The 21,404-nt window shown below is 57.1% G+C and carries 17 protein-coding genes and 1 pseudogene; 11 read left to right on the top strand and 7 right to left on the bottom strand.

Features of this window, described 5'->3' with window-relative positions:
• Positions 1-198 precede the first annotated feature (198 nt).
• Entirely contained in the window at positions 199-1,125 is a 927-nt protein-coding gene (locus KGB21_RS03820) for a Gfo/Idh/MocA family protein (protein ID WP_223503645.1), read from the top strand.
• 176 nt (positions 1,126-1,301) lie between these two features.
• On the opposite strand, the gene KGB21_RS03825 is transcribed toward KGB21_RS03820, so the two are convergent.
• A complete protein-coding gene (locus KGB21_RS03825; protein WP_223503647.1) occupies positions 1,302-2,765 on the bottom strand; it encodes an L-lactate permease in 1,464 nt (487 codons plus the stop codon).
• A 132-nt stretch (positions 2,766-2,897) separates the two neighbouring features.
• Between KGB21_RS03825 and KGB21_RS03830 the strand changes: the two genes are divergently transcribed.
• Entirely contained in the window at positions 2,898-3,386 is a 489-nt protein-coding gene (locus KGB21_RS03830) for an Lrp/AsnC family transcriptional regulator (protein ID WP_034151426.1), read from the top strand.
• A 128-nt stretch (positions 3,387-3,514) separates the two neighbouring features.
• Here the strand turns inward: KGB21_RS03830 and KGB21_RS03835 are convergent, their stop codons facing one another.
• The 4 genes from KGB21_RS03835 to KGB21_RS03850 form a co-directional block, all read right to left on the bottom strand.
• Positions 3,515-5,548 (bottom strand): LTA synthase family protein, encoded by a 2,034-nt coding sequence (locus KGB21_RS03835; protein ID WP_223503649.1) that lies wholly within the window; start codon positions 5,546-5,548, stop codon positions 3,515-3,517.
• Positions 5,549-5,578: 30 nt separating this feature from the next.
• The gene (locus tag KGB21_RS03840; protein ID WP_223503650.1) at positions 5,579-6,190 is read right to left on the bottom strand and encodes a hypothetical protein; all 612 of its coding nucleotides are present in this window, start codon (positions 6,188-6,190) and stop codon (positions 5,579-5,581) included.
• The gene (locus tag KGB21_RS03845) at positions 6,187-7,485 is read right to left on the bottom strand and encodes a sialidase family protein (RefSeq protein WP_223503652.1); all 1,299 of its coding nucleotides are present in this window, start codon (positions 7,483-7,485) and stop codon (positions 6,187-6,189) included. The genes KGB21_RS03840 and KGB21_RS03845 overlap by 4 nt, the downstream gene beginning before the upstream one ends.
• 324 nt (positions 7,486-7,809) lie before the next feature.
• Positions 7,810-8,199 carry an ExbD/TolR family protein gene (locus KGB21_RS03850; RefSeq protein WP_223503939.1) on the bottom strand — a complete coding sequence of 130 codons (390 nt, stop codon included), beginning with the start codon at positions 8,197-8,199 and terminating at the stop codon, positions 7,810-7,812.
• Between KGB21_RS03850 and KGB21_RS29545 the strand changes: the two genes are divergently transcribed.
• From KGB21_RS29545 to KGB21_RS03885, 7 genes are all read left to right on the top strand, one after another.
• On the top strand, positions 8,185-8,256 hold the full coding sequence (locus KGB21_RS29545) for a DUF3885 domain-containing protein (protein WP_223503941.1): 72 nt from the start codon (positions 8,185-8,187) through the stop codon (positions 8,254-8,256). The two genes, KGB21_RS03850 and KGB21_RS29545, sit on opposite strands and share 15 nt — an antisense overlap.
• Before the next feature lie 103 nt (positions 8,257-8,359).
• Entirely contained in the window at positions 8,360-9,508 is a 1,149-nt protein-coding gene (locus tag KGB21_RS03860; protein ID WP_223503654.1) for an aldose epimerase family protein, read from the top strand.
• Positions 9,509-9,983: 475 nt separating this feature from the next.
• Entirely contained in the window at positions 9,984-10,955 is a 972-nt protein-coding gene (locus tag KGB21_RS03865) for a quinone oxidoreductase family protein (RefSeq protein WP_223503656.1), read from the top strand.
• A 32-nt stretch (positions 10,956-10,987) separates the two neighbouring features.
• Positions 10,988-11,836: a TauD/TfdA dioxygenase family protein gene (locus KGB21_RS03870; protein WP_223503658.1), complete on the top strand. Its 849-nt coding sequence runs from the start codon at positions 10,988-10,990 to the stop codon at positions 11,834-11,836.
• A 61-nt stretch (positions 11,837-11,897) separates the two neighbouring features.
• Positions 11,898-12,932 (top strand): 3-keto-5-aminohexanoate cleavage protein, encoded by a 1,035-nt coding sequence (locus KGB21_RS03875; RefSeq protein ID WP_223503660.1) that lies wholly within the window; start codon positions 11,898-11,900, stop codon positions 12,930-12,932.
• Between the two features lie 125 nt (positions 12,933-13,057).
• Entirely contained in the window at positions 13,058-14,377 is a 1,320-nt protein-coding gene (locus KGB21_RS03880) for an MFS transporter (RefSeq protein ID WP_223503662.1), read from the top strand.
• A 99-nt stretch (positions 14,378-14,476) separates the two neighbouring features.
• The gene (locus KGB21_RS03885) at positions 14,477-16,444 is read left to right on the top strand and encodes an acetoacetate--CoA ligase (RefSeq protein ID WP_223503664.1); all 1,968 of its coding nucleotides are present in this window, start codon (positions 14,477-14,479) and stop codon (positions 16,442-16,444) included.
• A 76-nt stretch (positions 16,445-16,520) separates the two neighbouring features.
• Here the strand turns inward: KGB21_RS03885 and KGB21_RS03890 are convergent, their stop codons facing one another.
• Entirely contained in the window at positions 16,521-17,531 is a 1,011-nt protein-coding gene (locus tag KGB21_RS03890) for an AraC family transcriptional regulator (protein WP_223503943.1), read from the bottom strand.
• Positions 17,532-17,903: 372 nt separating this feature from the next.
• Between KGB21_RS03890 and KGB21_RS03895 the strand changes: the two genes are divergently transcribed.
• Positions 17,904-19,547, top strand: a complete 1,644-nt coding sequence (locus KGB21_RS03895; protein ID WP_223503665.1) for a fatty acid--CoA ligase — start codon at positions 17,904-17,906, stop codon at positions 19,545-19,547.
• A gap of 253 nt (positions 19,548-19,800) precedes the next feature.
• Positions 19,801-20,511, top strand: a pseudogene (locus KGB21_RS03900) (transposase).
• Between the two features lie 260 nt (positions 20,512-20,771).
• Here KGB21_RS03900 and KGB21_RS03905 read toward each other — a convergent pair.
• Complete coding sequence (locus KGB21_RS03905) at positions 20,772-21,317, bottom strand: DinB family protein (protein WP_223503667.1); 546 nt, start codon at positions 21,315-21,317, stop codon at positions 20,772-20,774.
• Positions 21,318-21,404: the final 87 nt, after the last annotated feature.

The raw sequence follows: 21,404 nt of genomic DNA on the forward strand, positions 1-21,404 counted from the left end.
GATCTTTTGACCTTGCTTCTAAAAAGATCGCAGCCTCGTTGCAGCTCCTACAGGGAAATGACTCATCTCAAGGTGTTCACTGAGTCAAGCCGGGGCGCCGGATCGCGCGTGAACACATCATCAATGACTTCCCTGCGATACAAACGTAATCTTGCCCGTTCGTGTTCCAACACAAGTACAAAAAATCAGGAGTCATCGATGCAACCGATCCGTCTCGGTCTGGTGGGCTACGGCAAGATTGCCCAGGATCAACACGTTCCAGCTATCCACGCCAACCCCGCGTTCCAACTGGTGTCTGTCGCAACGCAAGGGCAGCCGTGCGCCGGGGTGGAGAACTTTCAGTCCTTGAGCGAGTTGCTCGAAAACGGCCCGCAGGTCGATGCGATTGCGTTTTGCACGCCGCCGCAAGGACGGTTCGCCCTGGTGCAACAAGCGCTGGCCGCTGGCAAGCATGTGTTGGTCGAGAAACCGCCGTGCGCCACGCTGGGCGAAGCGATGGCATTGGTCACTCAAGCCGGGGAGCGAGGCGTCAGCGGTTTGTTCGCCTGGCATTCACGCTACGCGCCCGGCATTGAAGCCGCCCGAGACTGGCTGGCCAGCCGCACCCTGCAAAGCGTGCAGATCGATTGGAAGGAAGACGTGCGCAAGTGGCACCCCGGCCAGGCCTGGATCTGGCAACCCGGCGGTTTGGGCGTCTTCGATCCGGGCATCAATGCCTTGTCGATTGCTACCCATCTGTTGGCGCTGCCATTGTTTGTTGAATCCGCCGAACTGCGCGTCCCCAGCAACTGCCAGTCGCCGATTGCCGCTTCCATCAAAATGTCTGACGCAAATCACCTTGATGTGCGCGCGGAATTTGATTTCGACCACGGTCATGAGGAACTCTGGAGCATCGAGATTCGCTGCTCTGAAGGCGTCCTGCGACTGGACAACGGTGGCGCCCTGTTGAGTATCGACGGCGTGCGCCAGGTTGTATCGGAGGAGGGTGAATACGCGGCGGTGTATCGACATTTTCAACAGTTGATCGCAGGCAAAACCAGTGACATGGACCTCCAGCCCTTGCGACTGGTTGCCGACAGCTTTTTTGTCGGCAGTCGTGCGTTGGTTGAGCCGTTTTACGACTAACGGAATGCGCTTTCCTGCAGGAGTCGGCTTGCTGGCGATGGTCGTTAACGATGACGCGTGAGAACAGGTTGAACGCGTCATAGTTGAGTCCGTCGCCAGCCAGGCGACTCCTGCAGGTTTCGCGTTATGTGGTTGCGGGATCACGTGAAGAACGTTTTTCAGGCGCTACACGCTGCTCAATGCAATGCCCATCCACTCAACAATCCTGCGCCCAACGCGACTAGCGCGGTATTAAGACAAACCAGCGCGAAGCCAAACCGTACCAGTTCGCCTTCTTCCCTGACTTGGGTTTTGGCGAGTCCCAGAATCAGCATGACGATCGACAGGGAGCCCAACGCTGCATGACCTGCCGAGCTGTTCTGGACTGCTGCCAGCAATAGCCGAGAAGGCTCGGGTAGCATCGCGATGGCCGGCATGAAAATCGCGTTGCCGCCCACATTCGACCCGGTCATGTAGCCTGACAGTGCGCCAAGCATGGCAACCAGCGACGTCGCAGCGGTGGGTGACAGGCCTTCGAGCAATTGCATCAAACCCGCCAAAAAGCCAGCCTTCACCATCATTTGCGACATCGCGAGAAAGAAGAAAATGGTCAACAACGGTCGCTTCACCCGTGCCGCCAACGCGGCAGGCAGGTTGATGTCAGGCCCTGTCGGGCGCTGTGAATTGCGGGTGTGAACCCCTAGTCCAATCAGCACCAGGATCAGCGCCACACCCGGTGATGCCAGTGGCTTCCAGGAAACCTGGGCGCCCTGTACGACCCAGCTGTCTTGCCAGGCGGTGAACGTCCACACCGTCTTCAACGCCAAAATGAAGACAATCAGCAACAGGTACGGCCATGCCTGACGCGGCCATTGCACTGAACCGCGCTCGCTGTCGCTGCGGCGCAGGCGCCATAACCCGACAGAGAGTACAACGCCCGCCGTCAACAGGCCTGCGGCAACGCCGGCCACTTCCGGTCCCAACCATCGACTGGCACTGTAAAGCACGCCCACAAACAGCAGCCAGAAAGCGCCCAGTGCCCTCCATTCTCGCGATTCGCGAACGCCTGCCAGATAAAGCGCCATCGCACTGAGGCCCAAAAAAACCGGTGCGCTGGTCAGCGCCGAGGTCGAAGCCAGCGCGGGGGCGTCCAGGTGAGCCAGCGAGGCGCCGATGACCGACGCCAGGCCCAACGTTCCCCACGGCATGATCGCCATGCCGGTCAGGGCTATTCGCAGCGCGACCCGGCGCTCGAAGAGGCTGAGCAGCAGTGGCACCGTGGCAATCAAAGACACGCCGAAGCCGGTCATCGCTTCCAGCAACGGAGCCAGTCCGAGGACGATGAACACAACCTGATCGCCGCGTCCCAGACCCAGTGACCGCACCCATTGGCTGAGCGCCAGATTGACGCCCATGCGTTCGATAAAAATCACGAAGGCCAGACCCGGCACAATCACGAATGCGGTACTGGCGAACAGCACGGCCGTGTCTTGAACAGCGGCCACCATGCTGTCCGGGCGCCACGCGTCGGCCGCGCCGGCAAACCAGAGCACCACGACGAGAAGGGTGCCTGCGATGGCGGCGTGAACCGGCGGTCGGCGCAACACGACGAGCATGGCCGTTACCAACAAGACAGGGGAAAGATGAAACAGTGCGAGCATGCCAATACCATCCTTGTGTGAGTCTCCCGCCAGGCTGCAAATGCAGTCGGCGAGCAAGATAATATTTCTCGCGGCTAGATAAAGGGACGCTGTTTTCTGGTAGTTTTCGAGAAAATTTCTCGCGAGCCGACCATGGCAAAACACCACGTTGCAGCTGAACCGCTGGACAAGTTCGACCGTGCCATCCTCGACCTCGTCCAGCGCGACAACACCACACCACTGCGGCTGATGGCCGAGCAGGTCAATCTCTCTACGGCGGCCGTTCAACGGCGTATCAAGCGAATGGAAGAGCGGGGCGTTATCACGGGCAACGTTGCCATCGTCGACCCTACTGCAGTAGGACGGCCGATTACGATCATTGTGGAGGTGATGGCCGAGCGCACCAGTATCGAGGCACTGGAGGCGATGAAGATGCACTTTGCGGTGCCGGAAGTTCAGCAGTGCTACTACGTCACCGGCGAAGTGGATTTCGTCCTGGTGCTGACTGTCGCCAGCATGCAGGAATATCAGGCCTTGTCGCGGCGATTGTTCGCTGAGAATCCCAACGTCACCTGGTTCAAGACCATCGTGGCGCTGGATCGGGTGAAAGTAGGGCTTGATGTACCGAGCGTGCCTGGGTAACGGCGGCCTGTACTCTCCGCAAGAAAACGACGGTGACGGACATTGATCGTGAAGCGCAGAGTTCACTCGTCCCGGTCAGGTAGCAAAAATGCTGGCTAAGCACTCTGCTACCTGCCACGGGCAAGCCGTTATTTTCGCACGTTCTGGTACAGCATCAACCGCGAGGTTTCATGCATGGCACGGGTCAACGTTGAGAGTCGTTTGAACTCTTCGGGGTTTTGCTTGGCAACGTTGTCCAGCGGTGTCGGTGAAGCCAGATCATGGAGAGTTGGCGAGCTGCCGTCGTGTTCCATCTGCACCATGTAGTGCTGAGTCACGCCGGCAATCAACGGGAACGTGCCTTCGCGCAATACCAAGGGCACCACGCGTTCCCCTTCGGGTGCGGGCTGCTGGATGTCACGGCCCATGCCGCTGTTGCGAAACTCGATGCCGGCCATACCGGCCACGGTTGGCAACAAGTCCACCAGGCCAACGGCTTCCTCTACCTTGCGCGTCCCGATCATGCCGGGCGCGTGGATGAGCATCGGCACCGCGTTGCTTTCCAGACCCAATTGCTCGTAGGCCGGGGCCAGGAAAGGGATCTGGGCGATCCGGGTGTTGTGGTCGCCAAACATCACGAAAATGGTGTTTTCGTACCAGCCGCCGGCCTTGGCGATTTCCATCAAGCGTCCGATATTGAAGTCCAGCAGGCGCACGGCGTTGTATTGGTCGACACTGCGCGAACCTGCGGCCTGGACTTCCTCCAGGGTAGGGTGCTTGACCTCGAATCCGTCGTTGCTCTTTGGAATGGTGAAGGGACGGTGGTTACCGGCGGTTTGCACATAGGCGAAGAACGGTTTGTCCTTGGGCAGCGCTTGCAGGATCTGGTCGGTTTCCTTGAACAGGTCCAGATCCGAAATGCCCCAGACGTCCACCACCGGTGACTTCCAGTCGCGCTCATCGAACAGGCGAACGCCGTCGATACTTTGCCTGATCAGGGCGTTCATGTTGGCCCAACCGGAGTTGCCGCCAATGGTGTAAATCTTCTCGTAACCGTTAAAGGCATTGATCAGCGTGTTTTGCTTGGTGATCAGGGGATTGCGCGTCGCGGTTTCATGTCGCGTCACGTCCGGCACCCCACTGATGCTGGCCCAGACAGTTTTTGCAGTGCCCGTCACCGGTACATAGAAGTGTTTGAAGAACCAGCTCTGCGTGGCCAGGCGATCGATGTTGGGCGTTGGATTAATCGGGTTGCCATAGGCCCCGACGGCGCTGGTGCCCAGCGACTCAAGCATGATGAACATCACGTTCGGCTGTCGCGATCCGGGCACTTTGTAGGGTTGCGGTGCCTGGTGGCGGACGAAGTTCAGGGTCTGCGGATCGGGTTGGTCGACGCCCAGGTAGCTGGCCATGACCGCGTAATGTTCACGCACCTGCGCTTCGTCGTAACGCGACTGGCCGACCTTGACCGTGTCGTAGAGGAAAATCACCGGGTTCAGGCCCAGTGCGGCGATCTGGTTATTGCCCGAGAAGAACGCATCGCTCCAGCGCAGCGGCACCGGGTTTTCAAGGTTCAAGTGTTCGACACGACCCAGAATACCCAGCAGCACCAGCACCACCATCACTGCACCACCCCATGTCGCGGAGAGCGGGTGAATGGCTGTGCGGGGGCGATCCAGCGTGACGCGTTCCAGACGTATTATGGCCAGTGTCACGAAGGCGACGGTGGCCAGCCAGCCCAGTGAAATCCAGATAACCGGGTAAGTTTGCCAGACCATGTCGCGGGATATTTGCGCATCTTCGATGAAGCGCAACACGGTCGCGTTGATCCTGACGCCAAGGTACGCGTAATGACCGAAATCGATGATGTAGATCAGCAGCACAGCGCTGAGGACCACCACCAAATACAGGCGTGCGATGAGTCGAAGAAAGCGGCTGCCGATAAGGTTCCAGCGAGGGAACCAGGCCAGTAACGCCAACGGCAGCATCACCAGAATGGCCAGGCGCAAGTCGAAACGAAAGCCGATGCCCAAGGTTGTCAGGACGTTCTCGTCGCTCAGGGCGTTGGCGTCGAAACCGGAAAAACCGATAAAGAACATCACCCGCAGCAGTGCAAACAGCACAAACGCGATCGCTGTTGCGCCCAGCCAATAATGCAGACGTCTCGATTTGAGCCAAGCCATGCCTGTTTCCCTATTAAAAAATTCGTTGATTCAAATGGATCCGTTGCGCATTGAGCCGCGCAGCGTGGTAAGTCGGCGATAAACCCGGCGCGCCGCGAGCATCAGTAGTGCCAGGCAGCAATACAGGCCCAGCAGCGGATCGACCAGGTAATCCCAATAGTTGTGCGAAGGTTTGGTGCCGAGGACGAAGGCCAGGGTCGCGCCAGCCAGCATCACGACGGCCAGGTAATTGCGCAGGTAAAACAGACCAAACGTCAGCAGCGCGACGAAAATCAGCAAGGGACGCGGACTGTAGCCCAATCGGTAAGGGTCCAGATCACTCAGGCCCATGGTCGCCGGATAGAGCACCAGGGCCATCGCGGCGAAAAGAATCAACACGCTGGTTTGCCCATGTTGCGCAGGCGGCAACATCCCCAGTCGACGCAAGCACCCCCAGCCCATGAACACCAAGGAGGTGATCGCAAGGTCATCGATATGACTGCGCAGGTAAACCGCCAGCGATAACCCGCCCAGCGGTATGAAGCTGATGGCCAGTAATGCAAGCAGCAGCGCGATGCGCCAGCCCCTGTTCAGTCCAAACGACGGCAGTATCAGAAAGATGATCATCGCGAAGCTTGCATGGGCTTGCCACAGACTAATCATTTGAGACGCTCGGACAGCCAGGCATCGTTAAAGGTGACGTGTTTGATGAAAGTGTTGTTCCAGGAATAAACCAAGTGATACATCCCGTCGGGACTGCGAATGAAGTACGGGTATTCATATTCAAACTCACACCCTCGGTTTTTGCAGACACGGTTGTCGAGGTTGGCGAGGAATTGCGCCTCCAGCGGTTCTCGGAGTTTGCCGCTGGATCCTCGGAACTCGATCTTGATGATTTCCTTGTAGGCGAGGGGTGAAAACGGATCACCCTCTGGATCCGGTGATTTGTCCAGATCGTGCAACAAGCGCCAATCGGTCATCTTCGCATCGGTGACATACAGGCTCAGCTTGAAGCGTCCCTCTTGCAGGTCATTGAGAGCGACCAGCAATCTTTGGTCGGGAGTTGCCACAGCCGCCAGCGAGGAGTTGGGGTTCGAAGGAACGAGCGGAAAAGGTTCGCTCCAGGTTTGCCCGGCATCTTCAGTGCGGCTCGCCAGGACTCGGTGGTGGGTCGTGCCGGCATAGCGCAAGAAGGCAATACCGCGCTGGCCATCCAGCGCAACGATCGCCGGTTGCAATGAGTTTTTGCCGTGGCTGATGCGGAATTTATCGATCACCTCACCGTCTGCGCTCAAGTACAGGTATTCGGCAAACTTGCCGAGAAACTCGTGGTAAACCGGCAAGCCAATGGAGCCATCGACATGAAACACCGGCGCCGAGCGGACCAGGGTGCTGATGTTCAGAAAGGGTGAAGTGATCAATTGGCGCGGCGCCGACCAATGCTCACCGAAGTCGTCTGACACCATCACATTGACCGCACTGCCGGCCCAGCCACCCATGGACACGGAGACGTAGAACAGCCACAGGCGATTGTCCGGCGCGAGTGCGATCACCGGGTTGCCCAGTTTTCGGATGTATTTGCGAGTGCTTTGCTGGGTCGACTCCCGTGTCGCCATCACCTGTTCCTGTCCCCATTCGCCGGTGCTCACGTCGAAACGTGCGGAGCGCACCTGCACATCGGCTGCGCCTTCGCGAGAGCCGGCAAACCAGACCGCCATCAGGCTCCCGTCAGGCAAGGCAGTGACCGCCGAGGAGTGCACGAAGTCCACCAACCCGGAGGAGGCGAAACGGCTGGTATAGATGGGCTTGACCACTGTATCCGGCACTGCCGATACCGGACTTATCCGGGCAAAGGAAGAATGGCTGGGGGCAGGGTGGGTGAGCCATGCGCCCGCAAAAAGGCAAGCAAGGGCGAGGTAAACACCGAGGGCAGGGAGGCTGGGGAATTTTATGCGCATGATTAAGCCTTTGGCATTTCACAGCCCAATAAAGCGCTCAAGCTAAGACTCTAGTACAAGATCGCAATACTATGAATTTCTAATATTCAGGCAGATTTGTGGCGTCGCCATGACGGCAACTGAATGGATGAATCGACACCACAGTGAAATATTTTAGTTGTTTTTTAGCCGCGATCCGAGGGCAAAAGCCGTTCACCCTTGTGCTGGCGACTCAGATTAGCCGCAGCACTATCCTTGACATGATGAGTTAGCGCAACCCGGCGCAGACTCTAATTGATGACCTGGCGCTTCAGGATGATGAGCCAGGCTTCAGCGACCATTCAACTATTTCGCGGTGATCACCGAGAGCTTGGTAATCCCCGCGCGTTCAATGGACGCCATGGCCCGGGCTACTTCGCCGTAATTCACAGCGTTGTCCGCCTGCAGTTGCACGCGGACTTCGGCGTCTTTGGTCTTGGCTGCCTTGAGGTTGGGTTCCAGCAAATCCGGCTGGATTTCATCCTTGTTGATGAACACCTTGCCCTTGTCGTCGATGCTCACCACCAGCGGATCCTTTTGCTTCACCGGTGCAACCGATTCGGTTTTTGGCAAGTTGATCGGAATTGAATTGGTCAGCAGTGGCGCGGTGACGATGAACACCACCAGCAACACCAAGTAGCCGGCGTTGGCCGATGCCGGGGTGACGGGTTGCAGCGCGTCATGATTTTCCCATATGACGATAGGGGTATGGATGTGGTTGGCGCAAGGCAGCGCTACAGGCGAGGCAAATAAGTCATGCTTTTTGTTGGATATTGTCCGGCAAACAGCTATAAATCTTCTCTTGTTGAGTATTTAGTATGACTAATTATCAAAACAACAAAAAGGAAGGTCAACCATGCTTCAATCCCGACACTTGCTATCCGGCCTCGGACTGTCCCTGACAATCGCCACTCTCTCCGCCCAGGCTGCCGGCCTGTCTGCCGAACACAAAGCGTTCGGCAAGACCAATGACGGCACGCCCGTCGAACAATACACATTGCGCAACAGCCAGGGCCTGCAAGCCACAGTCATTACCTATGGCGGGATTCTGCAGTCATTGAAGGTGCCGGGTAAGGACGGCAAGTCCGAAGATATCGTGCTCGGTTTCGATGACGTTCAGGGTTATCAAAGTGGTACCGCGTACTTTGGCGCGACCATCGGCCGCTACGGCAATCGCCTGGCCAACGGTGCGTTCGAACTGGACGGAAGACACTATCAAGTGCCGAAAAACGACGGCCCGAACTCGCTGCACGGCGGGCCGCTGGGTTTCGACAAACGCGTGTGGAAAGCGCAACCGACCAAAAGCAAGGATTCGGTCGGCGTGACCCTGACTTACCTGTCAGTGGACGGTGAAATGGGCTTTCCCGGCAACCTGAAAACCGAGGTCACGTACAGCCTGACCGAGAACAACGAACTGCGGATCGACTACAAGGCATCGACCGATAAACCGACGGTGCTGAACCTGACCAACCACAGCTATTTCAACCTCGCCGGCGCCGGTAATGGTGATGTGCTGAAACAGGTCGCCACCCTGTACGCGTCGCAGTACACGCCGGTTAATGCGACGTTGATCCCCACCGGTGAACTGGCACCGGTCGCCAACACACCGATGGACTTCACCCAGCCCACCGCCATCGGCAAAAATATCAAGGCTGATCACCCGCAGCTGAAATTCGCTGAGCAGAAACAGGGCGGTTTTGACTTCAACTGGGTGCTGGACGCCAAGGGCGACGTGAGCAAGCTCGCCGCTGATGTCAGCGACCCGCAATCGGGCCGCCGCTTGCAGCTCTACACCAGCGAACCGGGCGTGCAGTTCTACACCGGCAACTTCCTCGACGGCACGGTCAAGGGCAAGGCCGGCAAGATTTATCCGCATTGGGGCGCTTTCACGCTGGAGACTCAGCATTACCCGGATTCGCCGAACCAGCCGAACTTCCCTTCAACGCGACTGGACCCGGGCAAAACCTATACCCAGAGCGTTGTGCTGAAGTTTTCCGCCCTATAGCCCCCGAACTCTCGCCATACCCCATAGCAGCTGTCGAGCCTGCGAGGCTGCGTCCGAGGACGCAGTCGTCGCTAGCCAGGCGAATGCGGTGCGCCTGAAACACTGCGTTGCAGGACTTACGAGGACTTTGTCCTTGGACGCAGGCTCGCAGGCTCGACAGCTGCAGCGCGGCCTGATTCAGCCTGTTTACGGCGTGATCATCTGAGTGGAGCACCGTCTGAGTAGACCGTCTGCTTTTGGCCGGTTGCAGCCTGTCGCAGAGGGCTGCTTCCGACCCAAAGGAGTCTTCATTCCCTCACCGATACTGCCCCCAAATCAACCTCGGTAACTCGACATTTGCCTAGGTTTTAGAAACGGTTTGTCATGAACTGGATAGTCTCCGTCGCGAGATGTACATAACTCACGTTCGAACATTCGTATATTCCAGTCCAAAGGGCCCTAGCGCCGACAAGAAAATTCAGACTGGAGAAACGAGATGGCCAAAGCTGTTCGCTTTTACGAAACCGGTGGACCCGAAGTGCTTCGTTATGAAGACGTCGAGGTCGGAGAACCGGGGCCGGGACAGGCTCGCGTTCGACATAGCTACATCGCGGTCAATTTCATCGACATCTACCATCGCACTGGCTATTACCCTTCACAATTGCCGGGCGGCCTTGGTTCGGACGCTGTCGGTGTCGTCGAAGCGGTAGGGCCGGGTGTGACCGATATCAAGGTCGGAGACCGGGTCGGTTATCTGATGGGGCCGCAAGGTGCCTATTCCGACGTGCGTTTGATTCCCGCCGAGGTGCTGATTCCGTTGCCAGACGGGATATCGGATCGCACAGCGTCGACGCTCATCATGAAGGGCCTGACGGCGCAATATCTTTTCCGTCAGGTTTATCCGTTGAAGGGTGGCGAGACGATTCTCTACCACGCGGCTGCCGGTGGCGTCGGCCTGATCGCTTGCCAATGGGCGCGTGCGCTTGGGGTCACGATGATCGGCACCGTCAGCAGTGACGAAAAGGCGGAAATCGCCAAGGCCAACGGTTGCACGCATACGATCGTCACCTCGCGCGAGAACATCGCAGAGCGTGTGCGCGAACTGACGGATGGCCAAGGTGTACCCGTCGTTTATGACTCTGTTGGCAAGGACACCCTGCAGGCTTCGCTGGACAGCCTGCAAGTGCGTGGCACCCTCGTCAGCAACGGCACGAGTTCCGGTCCCGTCAATGTCGATGCGCTGACGCTTGCCCTGAAGGGGTCAATTTGGTTCACGCGTCCGGCGATGGTGCATTACATCAAGCCTCGCTCGCACATGCTATCCATGGCCAAGGAGCTGTTCGATCTGGTGCTTGCCGGGAAGATTTCGAGCGAGCCGAAACAGATCTTCGCGCTCGCCGAGGCCGCCGAAGCGCATCGCATGCTGGAATCGCGAAAGACGATCGGAGCGACTGTGCTGGTTCCGTGACGTCGCAAGGAAGAATCAGGAGACTTTGCGTAATGCACATAAAACAACAAACCTGTGCGCTGGGCGCCGAACTGGTGGGCGTGAAGCTGGCAGATGCCATTCACGATGACGATCTGTTCGCCGAGATCCGCGCGGCAATGCTCAAGTACCGTGTTCTGTTCCTGAGGGATCAGCACATCAGCAGCGCAGAACACGTGGCGTTTGCGCAGCGATTCGGTGATCTCGAGGATCACCCGGTCGCGGGCAGTGATCCGCAGTACCCAGGCCTGGTCCGTATCTACAAGACCCCGGATCAATCACCCGACCGCTACGAAAATGCATGGCATTCGGATGCCACCTGGCGGGAAGCACCACCCTTCGGAGCAGTGTTGCGGTGTGTTGAATGCCCTCCAGTTGGCGGAGACACGATGTGGGCAAACATGGCGCTGGCTTACGAAAACCTGCCTGCCCACATCAAGGACAAGATTGCCAACTTGAGGGCTCGCCACAGTATCGAGGCCACCTTTGGCGCATCGATGCCGATGGAAAAGCGTCTGGCACTCAAAGCCCGATTTCCGGACGCAGAGCATCCAGTCGTGCGAACGCATCCGCAAACCGGCGAGAAGGTGTTGTACGTAAATGTCTTCACCACGCACTTCACCAATTTCCACACCAGTGAACATGTCCGCTATGGGCAGGACGCGAACCCGGGTGCCGGGGAGTTGCTGCGTTACCTGCTCAGTCAGGCATCCATCCCTGAGTACCAGGTGCGCTGGCGCTGGGCGCCCAACAGTGTCGCCATCTGGGACAACAGCGCTACGCAGCACTATGCAGTAATGGATTATTCGGCGTGCCATCGAAAGATGGATCGTGCCGGAATCATTGGCGATAAGCCCTATTAGAAGTTTCTTCCTGTCGACTGACAAAAACGCTCAACCCAACAACATGTCCTCGGAGATACCCATGAATTTCATTGACGGTTCGCTGTACCCCGAAAACCAGGAAAAACTGGTCATCACTGTTGCTCCCTATGGTCCGCAGTTCGAGGTCAGCGACTTCCCGGAAGACATTCCGGTCACCATGGACGAACAAGTACAGAAGGCTGTCGACTGCTATGAAGCCGGTGCCACTGTGCTCCACCTGCATGTGCGCGAACTGGACGGCAAAGGCTCAAAACGCTTGTCCAAGTTCAACGAGCTGATCGCCGGAGTACGTGAGGCGGTACCGGATATGATCATTCAGGTGGGCGGCTCGATTTCATTTGCGCCCGAATCGGAAGGCGAGGTCGCGAAATGGCTGTCTGACGACACACGTCACATGCTGGCCGAGCTGACACCGAAGCCGGATCAGGTGACCCTGGCTATCAACTCGAACCAGTTCAACATCATCGAGGCGCTGTCCGAGGCCGATCTCGCCGGAACTTCGTTCGCTGATCCGGTGAAGCAGCTCGCCTACCGCGAAATGACCATTCCGGCCGGCCCTGGGTGGGTAGAAGAGCACGTCAAACGCCTGAGCGCGAACGGCATTCAGGTACAGTTCCAGATGGGCAACATCAACTCGCTGGAAACCGTCGAACGCATGATGCGCCGCGGTGTTTGCAACGTGCCTTTGATTCTGACCTGGATTCCCATCGGTGGTGGCGCAGACGCGATGACGCCCTACAACATGACCAACTTCATGCGCTCAGTACCGGAAGGCGCAGTGCTGACATTTGAGGGCCAGATGAACAACGTGCTGCCGCTCAACATGATGGCTATTGCGATGGGCCTGCATGTGCGCTGTGGTATCGAAGACACGATCTGGACGCCTGATCGTTCGCGCAAAATGAGCAGCGTGGAGCAGATCGAGCAACTGGTACGCATCGCCAATGAATGCGCACGACCGGTTGCCAATGGCAAGGAGGCGCGTGAAATCTACAAGATCGGCACCTTCTACAAGGACGCGGATGAAACGCTGGCCGCGAACGGTTACACGCCGAATCGCAAGCCGCGTCGGTGACGGATCTGCCGTCACCCAAGACCTGTGCTATCGATGGTCAGCAAGACTGGCCAAGGCAGGGGACGTTGAACGTTCCCTGCTGTTGAACCTAATAAAAACAAGACACATCGACTCAAGGAACTGCCATGGCTTTCCATCACGCCACCGTCGGTGACGGCGCGGACGTCGCCGTCAGCGTTCCCCGTACGTTTGCCTGGGTTGTGTTCGCACTGACCTTTGGCCTGCTGATTTCCGATTACATGTCACGCCAGGTGCTCAACGCGGTTTTTCCGCTACTGAAGGCCGAATGGGCGCTGAGTGACGCACAGTTGGGGATGCTCAGCAGCATCGTCTCGGTCATGGTCGGTGTGCTGACCATTCCATTGTCGTTGCTCGCAGACCGTTGGGGACGCGTCAAAAGCCTGGTGTTGATGGCCATGTTCTGGAGCCTGGCAACACTGGGGTGCGCGATTGCGGAAAATTTCAATCAGATGTTCGTTGCGCGCTTTCTGGTAGGCGCCGGTGAGGCCGCCTATGGCAGTGTCGGTATTGCCGTGGTGTTATCCGTTTTCCCCAAACATATGCGTGCTTCCCTGTCGGGCGCGTTCATGGCCGGCAGCATGTTCGGTTCCGTGCTGGGCATGGCGCTGGGTGGCGTCATCGCCGCGCATCTGGGTTGGCGCGTCGCATTCACCAGCATGGCTCTGTTCGGGATGTGCCTGGCGGTGATCTACCTGATTGTCGTGCGTGAGCGACGCATTACCGCGCACCGCCCATGTGGTTTGCAAGGCCAGGCCACAGCAGCGACCATTAATCGCCCACTGGCCACACTGTTTGCCAGTCGCTCGGTGATCTGCGCTTACATTGGCAATGGCCTCCAGCTGTTTGTCGTTGGCTCGGTACTCGCCTGGTTTCCAAGCTATTTGAATCGCTACTACCACATGAACACGGACAAGGCCGGCATGCTTTCGGCGTTGATCGTCCTGATCGGCGGTGGCGGCATGATCCTGTGTGGCATGTTGAGTGATCGTCTGTGCCGCAATGCACCAGACCGCAAGATCAGCCTGGCCATCGCCTATTGCCTGATCAGCGGCTTGTTACTGGGGGTGGCTTTCCATTTGCCGCCCGGCGCCTTGCAACTCACCTTGATCAGCATGGGGATGCTGGTTGCCAGTGGCACCTGCGGGCCGGCCGGTGCCATGGTGGCTAATCTGACCCATCCTTCGGTGCACGCCACGGCATTCGCGGTGCTGGCATTGGCCAACAATATCTTAGGTCTGGCGCCTGGCCCACTGGTCACCGGCATGCTGGCCGACGCGGTCAGCCTGGACCACGCCTTCCAGATCATCCCGCTGATGGCCGTCGCATCTGCCTTGGTGTTTTGGTACGGCAAACGCCACTATCACCGCGATATCGGAAAGATGAAAGCACCTGGCTCCGCCCCGGTGTTGGGCACGGCGTCATGACATTCAATCGTTAATGTTGCTGCATCCGGGCCTTGACCTGAGCACCTATTATTTCGGCCGCTTCGCCCTGGCCGTCTGCCTGTACCGAGAGAGACTGATATGAACGAAAAACCCATTTTCCAGCCCGGCGCCGAGCGCATCGCCAACACGCGCTTGATGGCTTTCATGCAATTTGCGCAGTCGCGTACCGGGCGTGATTTCACTGACTACGACGCATTGTGGCGTTGGTCGGTCGAAGAGATCGAGCAGTTTTGGCCGCTAGTCTGGAAGTTTTGTGGCGGAGTCGGCCAACTGGGTGATGTGGTGCTGGAAAACAGTGGCCAGATGCCCGGAGCCCGCTGGTTCCCGAATGCGCGATTGAACTACGCGCAGTCGTTGCTGGCTCGCCGCGACGACGCAGATGCATTGGTATTCTGGGGTGAAGACAAGGTCCGCCGGCGCTTGTCCCGAGCTGAACTCTATAACCAGGTTTCTCGCTTTCGCCAGGGCCTGGAAGCATTGGGCATCGGCAAGGGCGATCGCGTTGCAGCCGTCATGCCAAACATGCCCGAAACCCTGGTTGCCATGCTGGCCACCGCCTCGCTGGGCGCAGTCTGGTCCTCGGCCTCACCCGACTTCGGTGTGCAGGGAGTGCTCGACCGTTTCGGGCAAATCGAGCCCAAGCTGCTGTTGTGCGTAGACGGCTATTGGTACAACGGCAAACGCGTCGATTGCCTGGGGAAAAATGCCGAAGTAGCGGCTCGACTGCCGAGCCTCCTGCGTACCGTAGTCGTGCCGTATGTCGAGGACCTGCCGGATGTCGCCAACATTGTCGGCGGTTTCCGTTTCGCCGACTTTATCGAGCCCTACGCCGCTGTCGAGATTGCGTTTGTCGAGGTGCCTTTCGACCATCCGTTGTTCATCCTGTTTTCCTCCGGGACGACTGGTGTCCCCAAATGCATAGTTCATGGTCATGGCGGCTCGTTGCTGCAACACCTCAAGGAACACCAATTACACACCGATGTGCATACAGATGATCGCTTGTTCTACTTCAGCACTTGCAGCTGGATGATGTGGAATTGGCTGGTATCTGGCCTGGCGTCCGGGGCGACGGTGTTGCTCTACGATGGATCACCATTTATCGCAGGCCGCGACGGACGTCCAGGCAGTATTCTTTTCGATTACGCCGACGACGAAGGCATGACCCATTTCGGCACGTCGGCGAAGTTTATCGATGCGTTGCTCAAGCAGGAGCTTTCGCCACGGCACAGCCATTCGTTGACGGCGTTGCGGGCTTTTCTGTCGACCGGCAGCCCGCTGGCTCCAGAGGGGTTCGATTACGTCTACCGCGAGATCAAGAGCGACTTGCACCTGGCCTCGGTCGCCGGCGGGACCGACATCCTGTCGGGCTTCGTGGTCGGCGTACCTATCCAGGCTGTGTATCGCGGTGAAATCCAGCGTGCGGGTTTGGGCATGGCGGTGGCGGTTTTCGATGAGCAAGGTGAATCCGTACGCGAAGTCAAAGGTGAGCTGGTGTGCACCCGGCCGTTCCCATGCATGCCGGTAGGGTTCTGGAATGACACTGATGGCTCGCGCTATCACGCGGCCTATTTCGCCCGTTTCCCCAACATCTGGTGCCATGGCGACTTTGCCGAGATCAATGGTCGTGGCGGTTTCGCTATCTATGGGCGCTCCGACGCCACCTTGAATCCCGGAGGCGTACGCATCGGCACTGCGGAGATTTACCGCCAGGTTGAACTACTGCCGGAAATTGTTGAATCGTTGGTGATCGGGCAGGAATGGGCGGGCGACACCCGCGTCGTTCTGTTCGTGAAGCTGCGTGATGGCCAACAGCTCGACGATGATCTGGTGGCGCGGGTTAAACAGCAGGTGCGCAACAACACCACACCACGTCACGTTCCTGCGAAGGTCCTGCAAGTCGTGGATATACCCCGGACCAAAAGCGGCAAGATCGTTGAGTTGGCTGTTCGTAACGTCGTTCATGGTGAGTCGGTGAAGAACGTCGAGGCACTCGCCAATCCCGAGGCGTTGGAGTACTTTCGCGATCGCAGTGAGTTGACTGTCTAAGGGCCAGGGAGAGGCGCATGGGGGCACTGCAATGGTGCCCCCTGGGTGCAAAAATTTCCCGAGCTTGATACTTGTACTATTCTTGGTAGTCGAGGTTTTGGCGCCGCCAGGCTGTCGGTGTCATGCCGTACTGAGCGGTGAACCAGCGGGTGAATGAACTTGGGGTCGAGTAGCCAAGCAGGCCTGCGACCTGGCTGAAGGAGTAACGTGGGTTCGCCATGTAACGGTTCAAAAGTTCGCGTCGTACTTGATCATGCAGTTCGGAGAAACTGACGCCGCTGTCTTCCAGTCTGCGTTGCAAGGTGCGCACATTTATGTCGAGGGATTGGGCGACCAGACTGATTGAGGCCCGGTCCATGGGCAGCAGCAGGTAAATGGCCTGGCGTACTTCATTCAGTGTCGAGCCTTTGCTGGCCCCAGGCAATGCTTCGAAAAACTCTCGTGCATAGTTCGCCATTACCGGGTCAGCGGTTGGATTCGCCGTATTCAAATCAGCGACAAGGCAGACAATGCCATTGAACTGGCAGTTGAATTCAACGTTACAGCCAAATACCCGACGGTGGACGTTCAGGTCTGCCGGGGCGTTGTGAGTGAAGCTTACGCTCTGCGGGCGCCAACTTTTGCCGAGCAACGCACTGCAAAGTCGATGCAGCACCCCGATTGCCAGTTCGATACTTTGCCGCTTTGGCGTGGCCGGGTCGATTGTGATTTCCTCACGGATGATCACTATCTTGTCTGTCTCCGAGATATCCATTGCCAGGGATTCGTTGAGCAGGTGCCGGTATTGTCCGATGGTGGTCAAGGCATCGCGCAGGGTTGGCTGGTGGGTGAGCAACAAGCTGATTGCGCCGAAACTCGAAAGCTGTCGTGACTCAGCCATGCGCAGACCAAATGTTTCGCAACCACTGGCCTTTGCCGACGCTTCAAGCAACTTTGCCACAACTGTCATGGGGATGCGCAATTCCGGATTCTTCAACATCGCCTTGCTGAGTGCGAACTCATTGAGCAGCGGCAGAGGATTGAGAGCCAGTTGCGTGCACAATTCCAGGTAATTCGTCAGGGCAGCTGTACGTGCCATTAGGGCCATGATGTTGACCTCGTTGTTGTTGTGTTTATTGCCCCATCCTGCCCAGTGCAGAAGTGAAAAAATCGTCTGAAGTGGCAAGTGAATATTTCAAAATCAGGCCCTTTATAGAGGTTTGAGCGAGAAATGAAAACCGTCCTGCCTGCATCCTCCAAAGTAATTTTGCAGACCTGAGATGTTGGGGTTTTGGGCGTTGTGCTTTTCGGAATTTGTCGTGAAATGGGCAGTGGCTGGCACCAAATGTACAGCATGGAGGTCCGGTAAAACTTACCTTGCCACACCACGGTTCGAAGTGGATAGGGTCCCTGTACTTGCTGTTTAGCGGCGGGAGAACAGTGGGACAACACCTGAAATACGGGAGTGAGAAAAAACACCATGCTGACTACAAAAATAATCAAGCCAGCGCCAGACGCTTATGCCTACCCGCTACTGATCAAGCGCTTGCTGCTGTCGGGGGTACGGTACGAACCAGATCAGGAAATCGTCTATGCGGACAAACTGCGGTACAGCTACCGCATGCTTCATGAGCGAATCCAGCGCCTGGCCAATGCCCTGACGGCGGCGGGCGTCAAGGCTGGGGATACCGTAGCGCTGCTAGACTGGGACAGCCATCGCTATCTGGAGTGTTTTTTTGCGGTACCGATGATCGGCGCAGTTCTGCACACCGTGAACATCCGACTGTCCGCAGACCAGGTGCGCTACACCATGAACCACGCCGAAGATGATCTGGTGCTGGTCCATGACGATTTTATCCCCCTGATCGAGCAGATTCATGAGGGCCTATCGACCGTCAAAGGTTACGTCCAACTCTCTGACGACGTTGCAGTCGATACGGATTTGCCAGTGCTGGGGGAGTATGAGTCTTTGCTGAGCCAAGCCAGTGCAAACTACGACTTCCCGGATTTTGATGAAAACTCTGTCGCAACCCTTTTCTACACAACCGGTACTACGGGCAATCCTAAAGGCGTTTATTTCTCGCACCGCCAATTGGTGCTGCACACCTTGAATGCAGTCGGGACGTTAGGTGCCTATCAAGGCCAACCGTTACTACGCTCCGATGACGTCTACATGCCAATCACCCCCATGTTTCATGTACATGCCTGGGGCGTGCCCTATGTCGCCACATTGATGGGGGTCAAGCAGGTATATCCCGGTCGATACGAGCCCAATCGCCTGGTCAGTCTCTTTCGCGAAGAGAAGGTCACTTTTTCCCATTGCGTGCCCACAATTCTGCAAATGATCCTTGGATGCGAAGAGGCCACCCGGACTAATCTGTCTGGCTGGAAAATGCTCCTGGGCGGAAGTTCCTTGACCATGGGTATCGCGCAGCGAGCGACCAGCCGTGGCATACGTGTGCATGCTGCATATGGGATGTCCGAGACCTGTCCATTGCTCTGCACCACTTACCTGCATGCTCAGGATCTTGAATTACCTGCACAAGCTCAGCTCGCCAGTCGAATCAAGACGGGGACGCCATTACCGATGGTCGATCTGAAGATCATCGATGCGGGCGGCAATGACGTTCCTCATGATGGGGAGTCGCTGGGTGAAGTCGTGGTGCGCACGCCATGGTTGACCCAAGGTTATTTCAAGGACGAGGAACAGAGTGCAGAACTGTGGCACAACGGATGGCTGCACACCGGTGACATGGCTTCGATCGATTCCCGGGGCGTGGTGGAAATCAAGGATCGAATCAAAGATGTGATCAAGACGGGAGGTGAGTGGGTCAGTTCACTTGAACTGGAGAGCCTGATCAGCGAACACTCATCGGTCAGCGCTGTCGCTGTAGTCGGCATCGCCGATGAACAATGGGGCGAGCGCCCTGTAGCCCTAGTAGTCTGCGTACCAGGCAAACACCTCGACCAGGCATTGCTCGAAGCTCATCTACAACCGTTTGTGGCGTCTGGCCGTATCAACAAATGGGCGATTCCCAGACAGTTCAAGTTCGTTGCAGATATCCCAAAAACGAGCGTTGGAAAGATCAACAAGAAACTGATCCGAGAATGTGAGTCCAACTGAACTCCCTAGGTACGCAGACCATCTCAGGCGAATATATCGCCCTCCCAGGAGTCCGTGAGATGGTCTGCACGCGAATCTCTGGTGGAGATTTGGACGTTTGGGCAGAGTTTTACAAGGGGGAATTCAGTGGGTTATTAGGGAGTTTAATTGTGCTCCCTCTAATGACCGCTAATGGCCGATTCTGTTGAAAAAGTAGCTCTCCTGTCTGGCCTGCGGCAAAATCTCTGCATTGGCCAGCAGGGAAGCACGCAGCATGATGGGACAGTTATCGAGTGGGCAGGAGCGACTGTTTTACTCGTTCAACCTTGAAGATCACATCTCAGCCAATCACCTTCTGCGCAGCATTGATCGGTGTCTCGATCTGAGCGATCTGCGCCATTACCTCGCCGATTTTTATCGCCCGATCGGGCGTCCGTCGATTGATCCAGAACTAATGATTCGCATGCTGATCGCCAGGAGGCCCAGCTTTCTACGCTTACTCCACGAATTAGCTGATCGATACGGAACACGGTGTGATTGTGGATGTGGAACCCACACCGGCTCATCGAACGGCAGAAGTCGAGAGCACCAAGACGATGATCGAACGGGTCGAAACGCAGTTCGACATCAAGCCGGAACGCCTCATTGGCGACACCGCTTACGGTACAGCGCCGATGCTGGCCTGGATGGTGGAGGAAAAAGACATCGAGCCGCATGTGCCGGTGTGGGACAAAACCGAGCGCAAGAACGATAGTTTTTCGAGCAACGATTTCCACTGGAGTGAAGCGGCTGAGGAATACCTCTGTCCCGCCGGCACCCCATTGCGCAGTGAATGGCGAGCTTCCCCAAGCGCATCCTGAAATTGGATCGCCTGCGGCTACGTGGCATGAGTGGCGCGACGGATGAATTCACGCTGGCCGCTGCGGTGCAGAACCTGCGACGGTTGGCCAAATTTTCATCTCAAGGGCCACCAGTCACGGGATAGGTGCGCCTGCACCAAGTAAAAAACCTCAAATTAACCCAATAGCAGAGCAGCAAAGGTCACCGAAGGGCCGAAAAACCACTCTATGTGGTGAGTAGGTTCTCCGGTGGTGGTCGTGCCTGAGTTCAGGTGATCTGAAAATCCGACTTTTTCAACAGAATCGGCCGTTTGCCGTCACTCGGGTTCGACAACCATTGCGGACGGCTGCACTGTTCAACCGACCCGATCTGCGGTGATAAAACCTGCTCCAGCGCCGGGATTTTTTACTCTGTGTGGGGTTCGGAGGGAATGAGGGTGACCAGATCGTTACTACCTACGTCGACACCCGCTTGGGAAAACAAGGTAGTCACTTGCCCACGGTGATGCGTCTGGTGGTTGAAGAAATGCATGACCAAACCATAAAAGTTCTTGTCGGCAGGCACTCCCGCCATGCTTGTGTAATTGAGGGTGTGATCTAGATCCGCCTCCGTAAGGGAGCGGGACCACTCGATAATGATCCTGTCGAGCCACACTCTATGCGCCGAAAGTTCTCGGATATTTGAAAAGGTTAACTGGTCGAGGCTTTTGGGGGCAGGAAGCTGGCGAATCGGCTCCAGAGCCAGGTGGTTCGCCGAGTGCTCGGCGAATCGTTTCAGCCAGACGGTGTCCCCGGTCACCAAGTGGTTCAACGTCCCGATAATGGAACCGAAAAAGGCGTTTCTATTCTCTGAAAGCGCTTCATCCGACAGGCTTCTGGCAGCCTCATGAATCTTTGCGTTCATCCACTCGTTATAGGTCGCCATCAAACGAATATGGGCGGTGCGGCTCATGGTGTTCATCCTTAGATCTTTGCTGTGAAGCGCAACTGCCTCAGGGGCACTGGAGTGTGCCACGGCGATCGCCGGTATCAATATAGC

Source organism: Pseudomonas sp. GL-RE-29 (assembly GCF_019947275.1).
In the GTDB taxonomy this organism is placed as follows: domain Bacteria; phylum Pseudomonadota; class Gammaproteobacteria; order Pseudomonadales; family Pseudomonadaceae; genus Aquipseudomonas; species Aquipseudomonas fluorescens_A.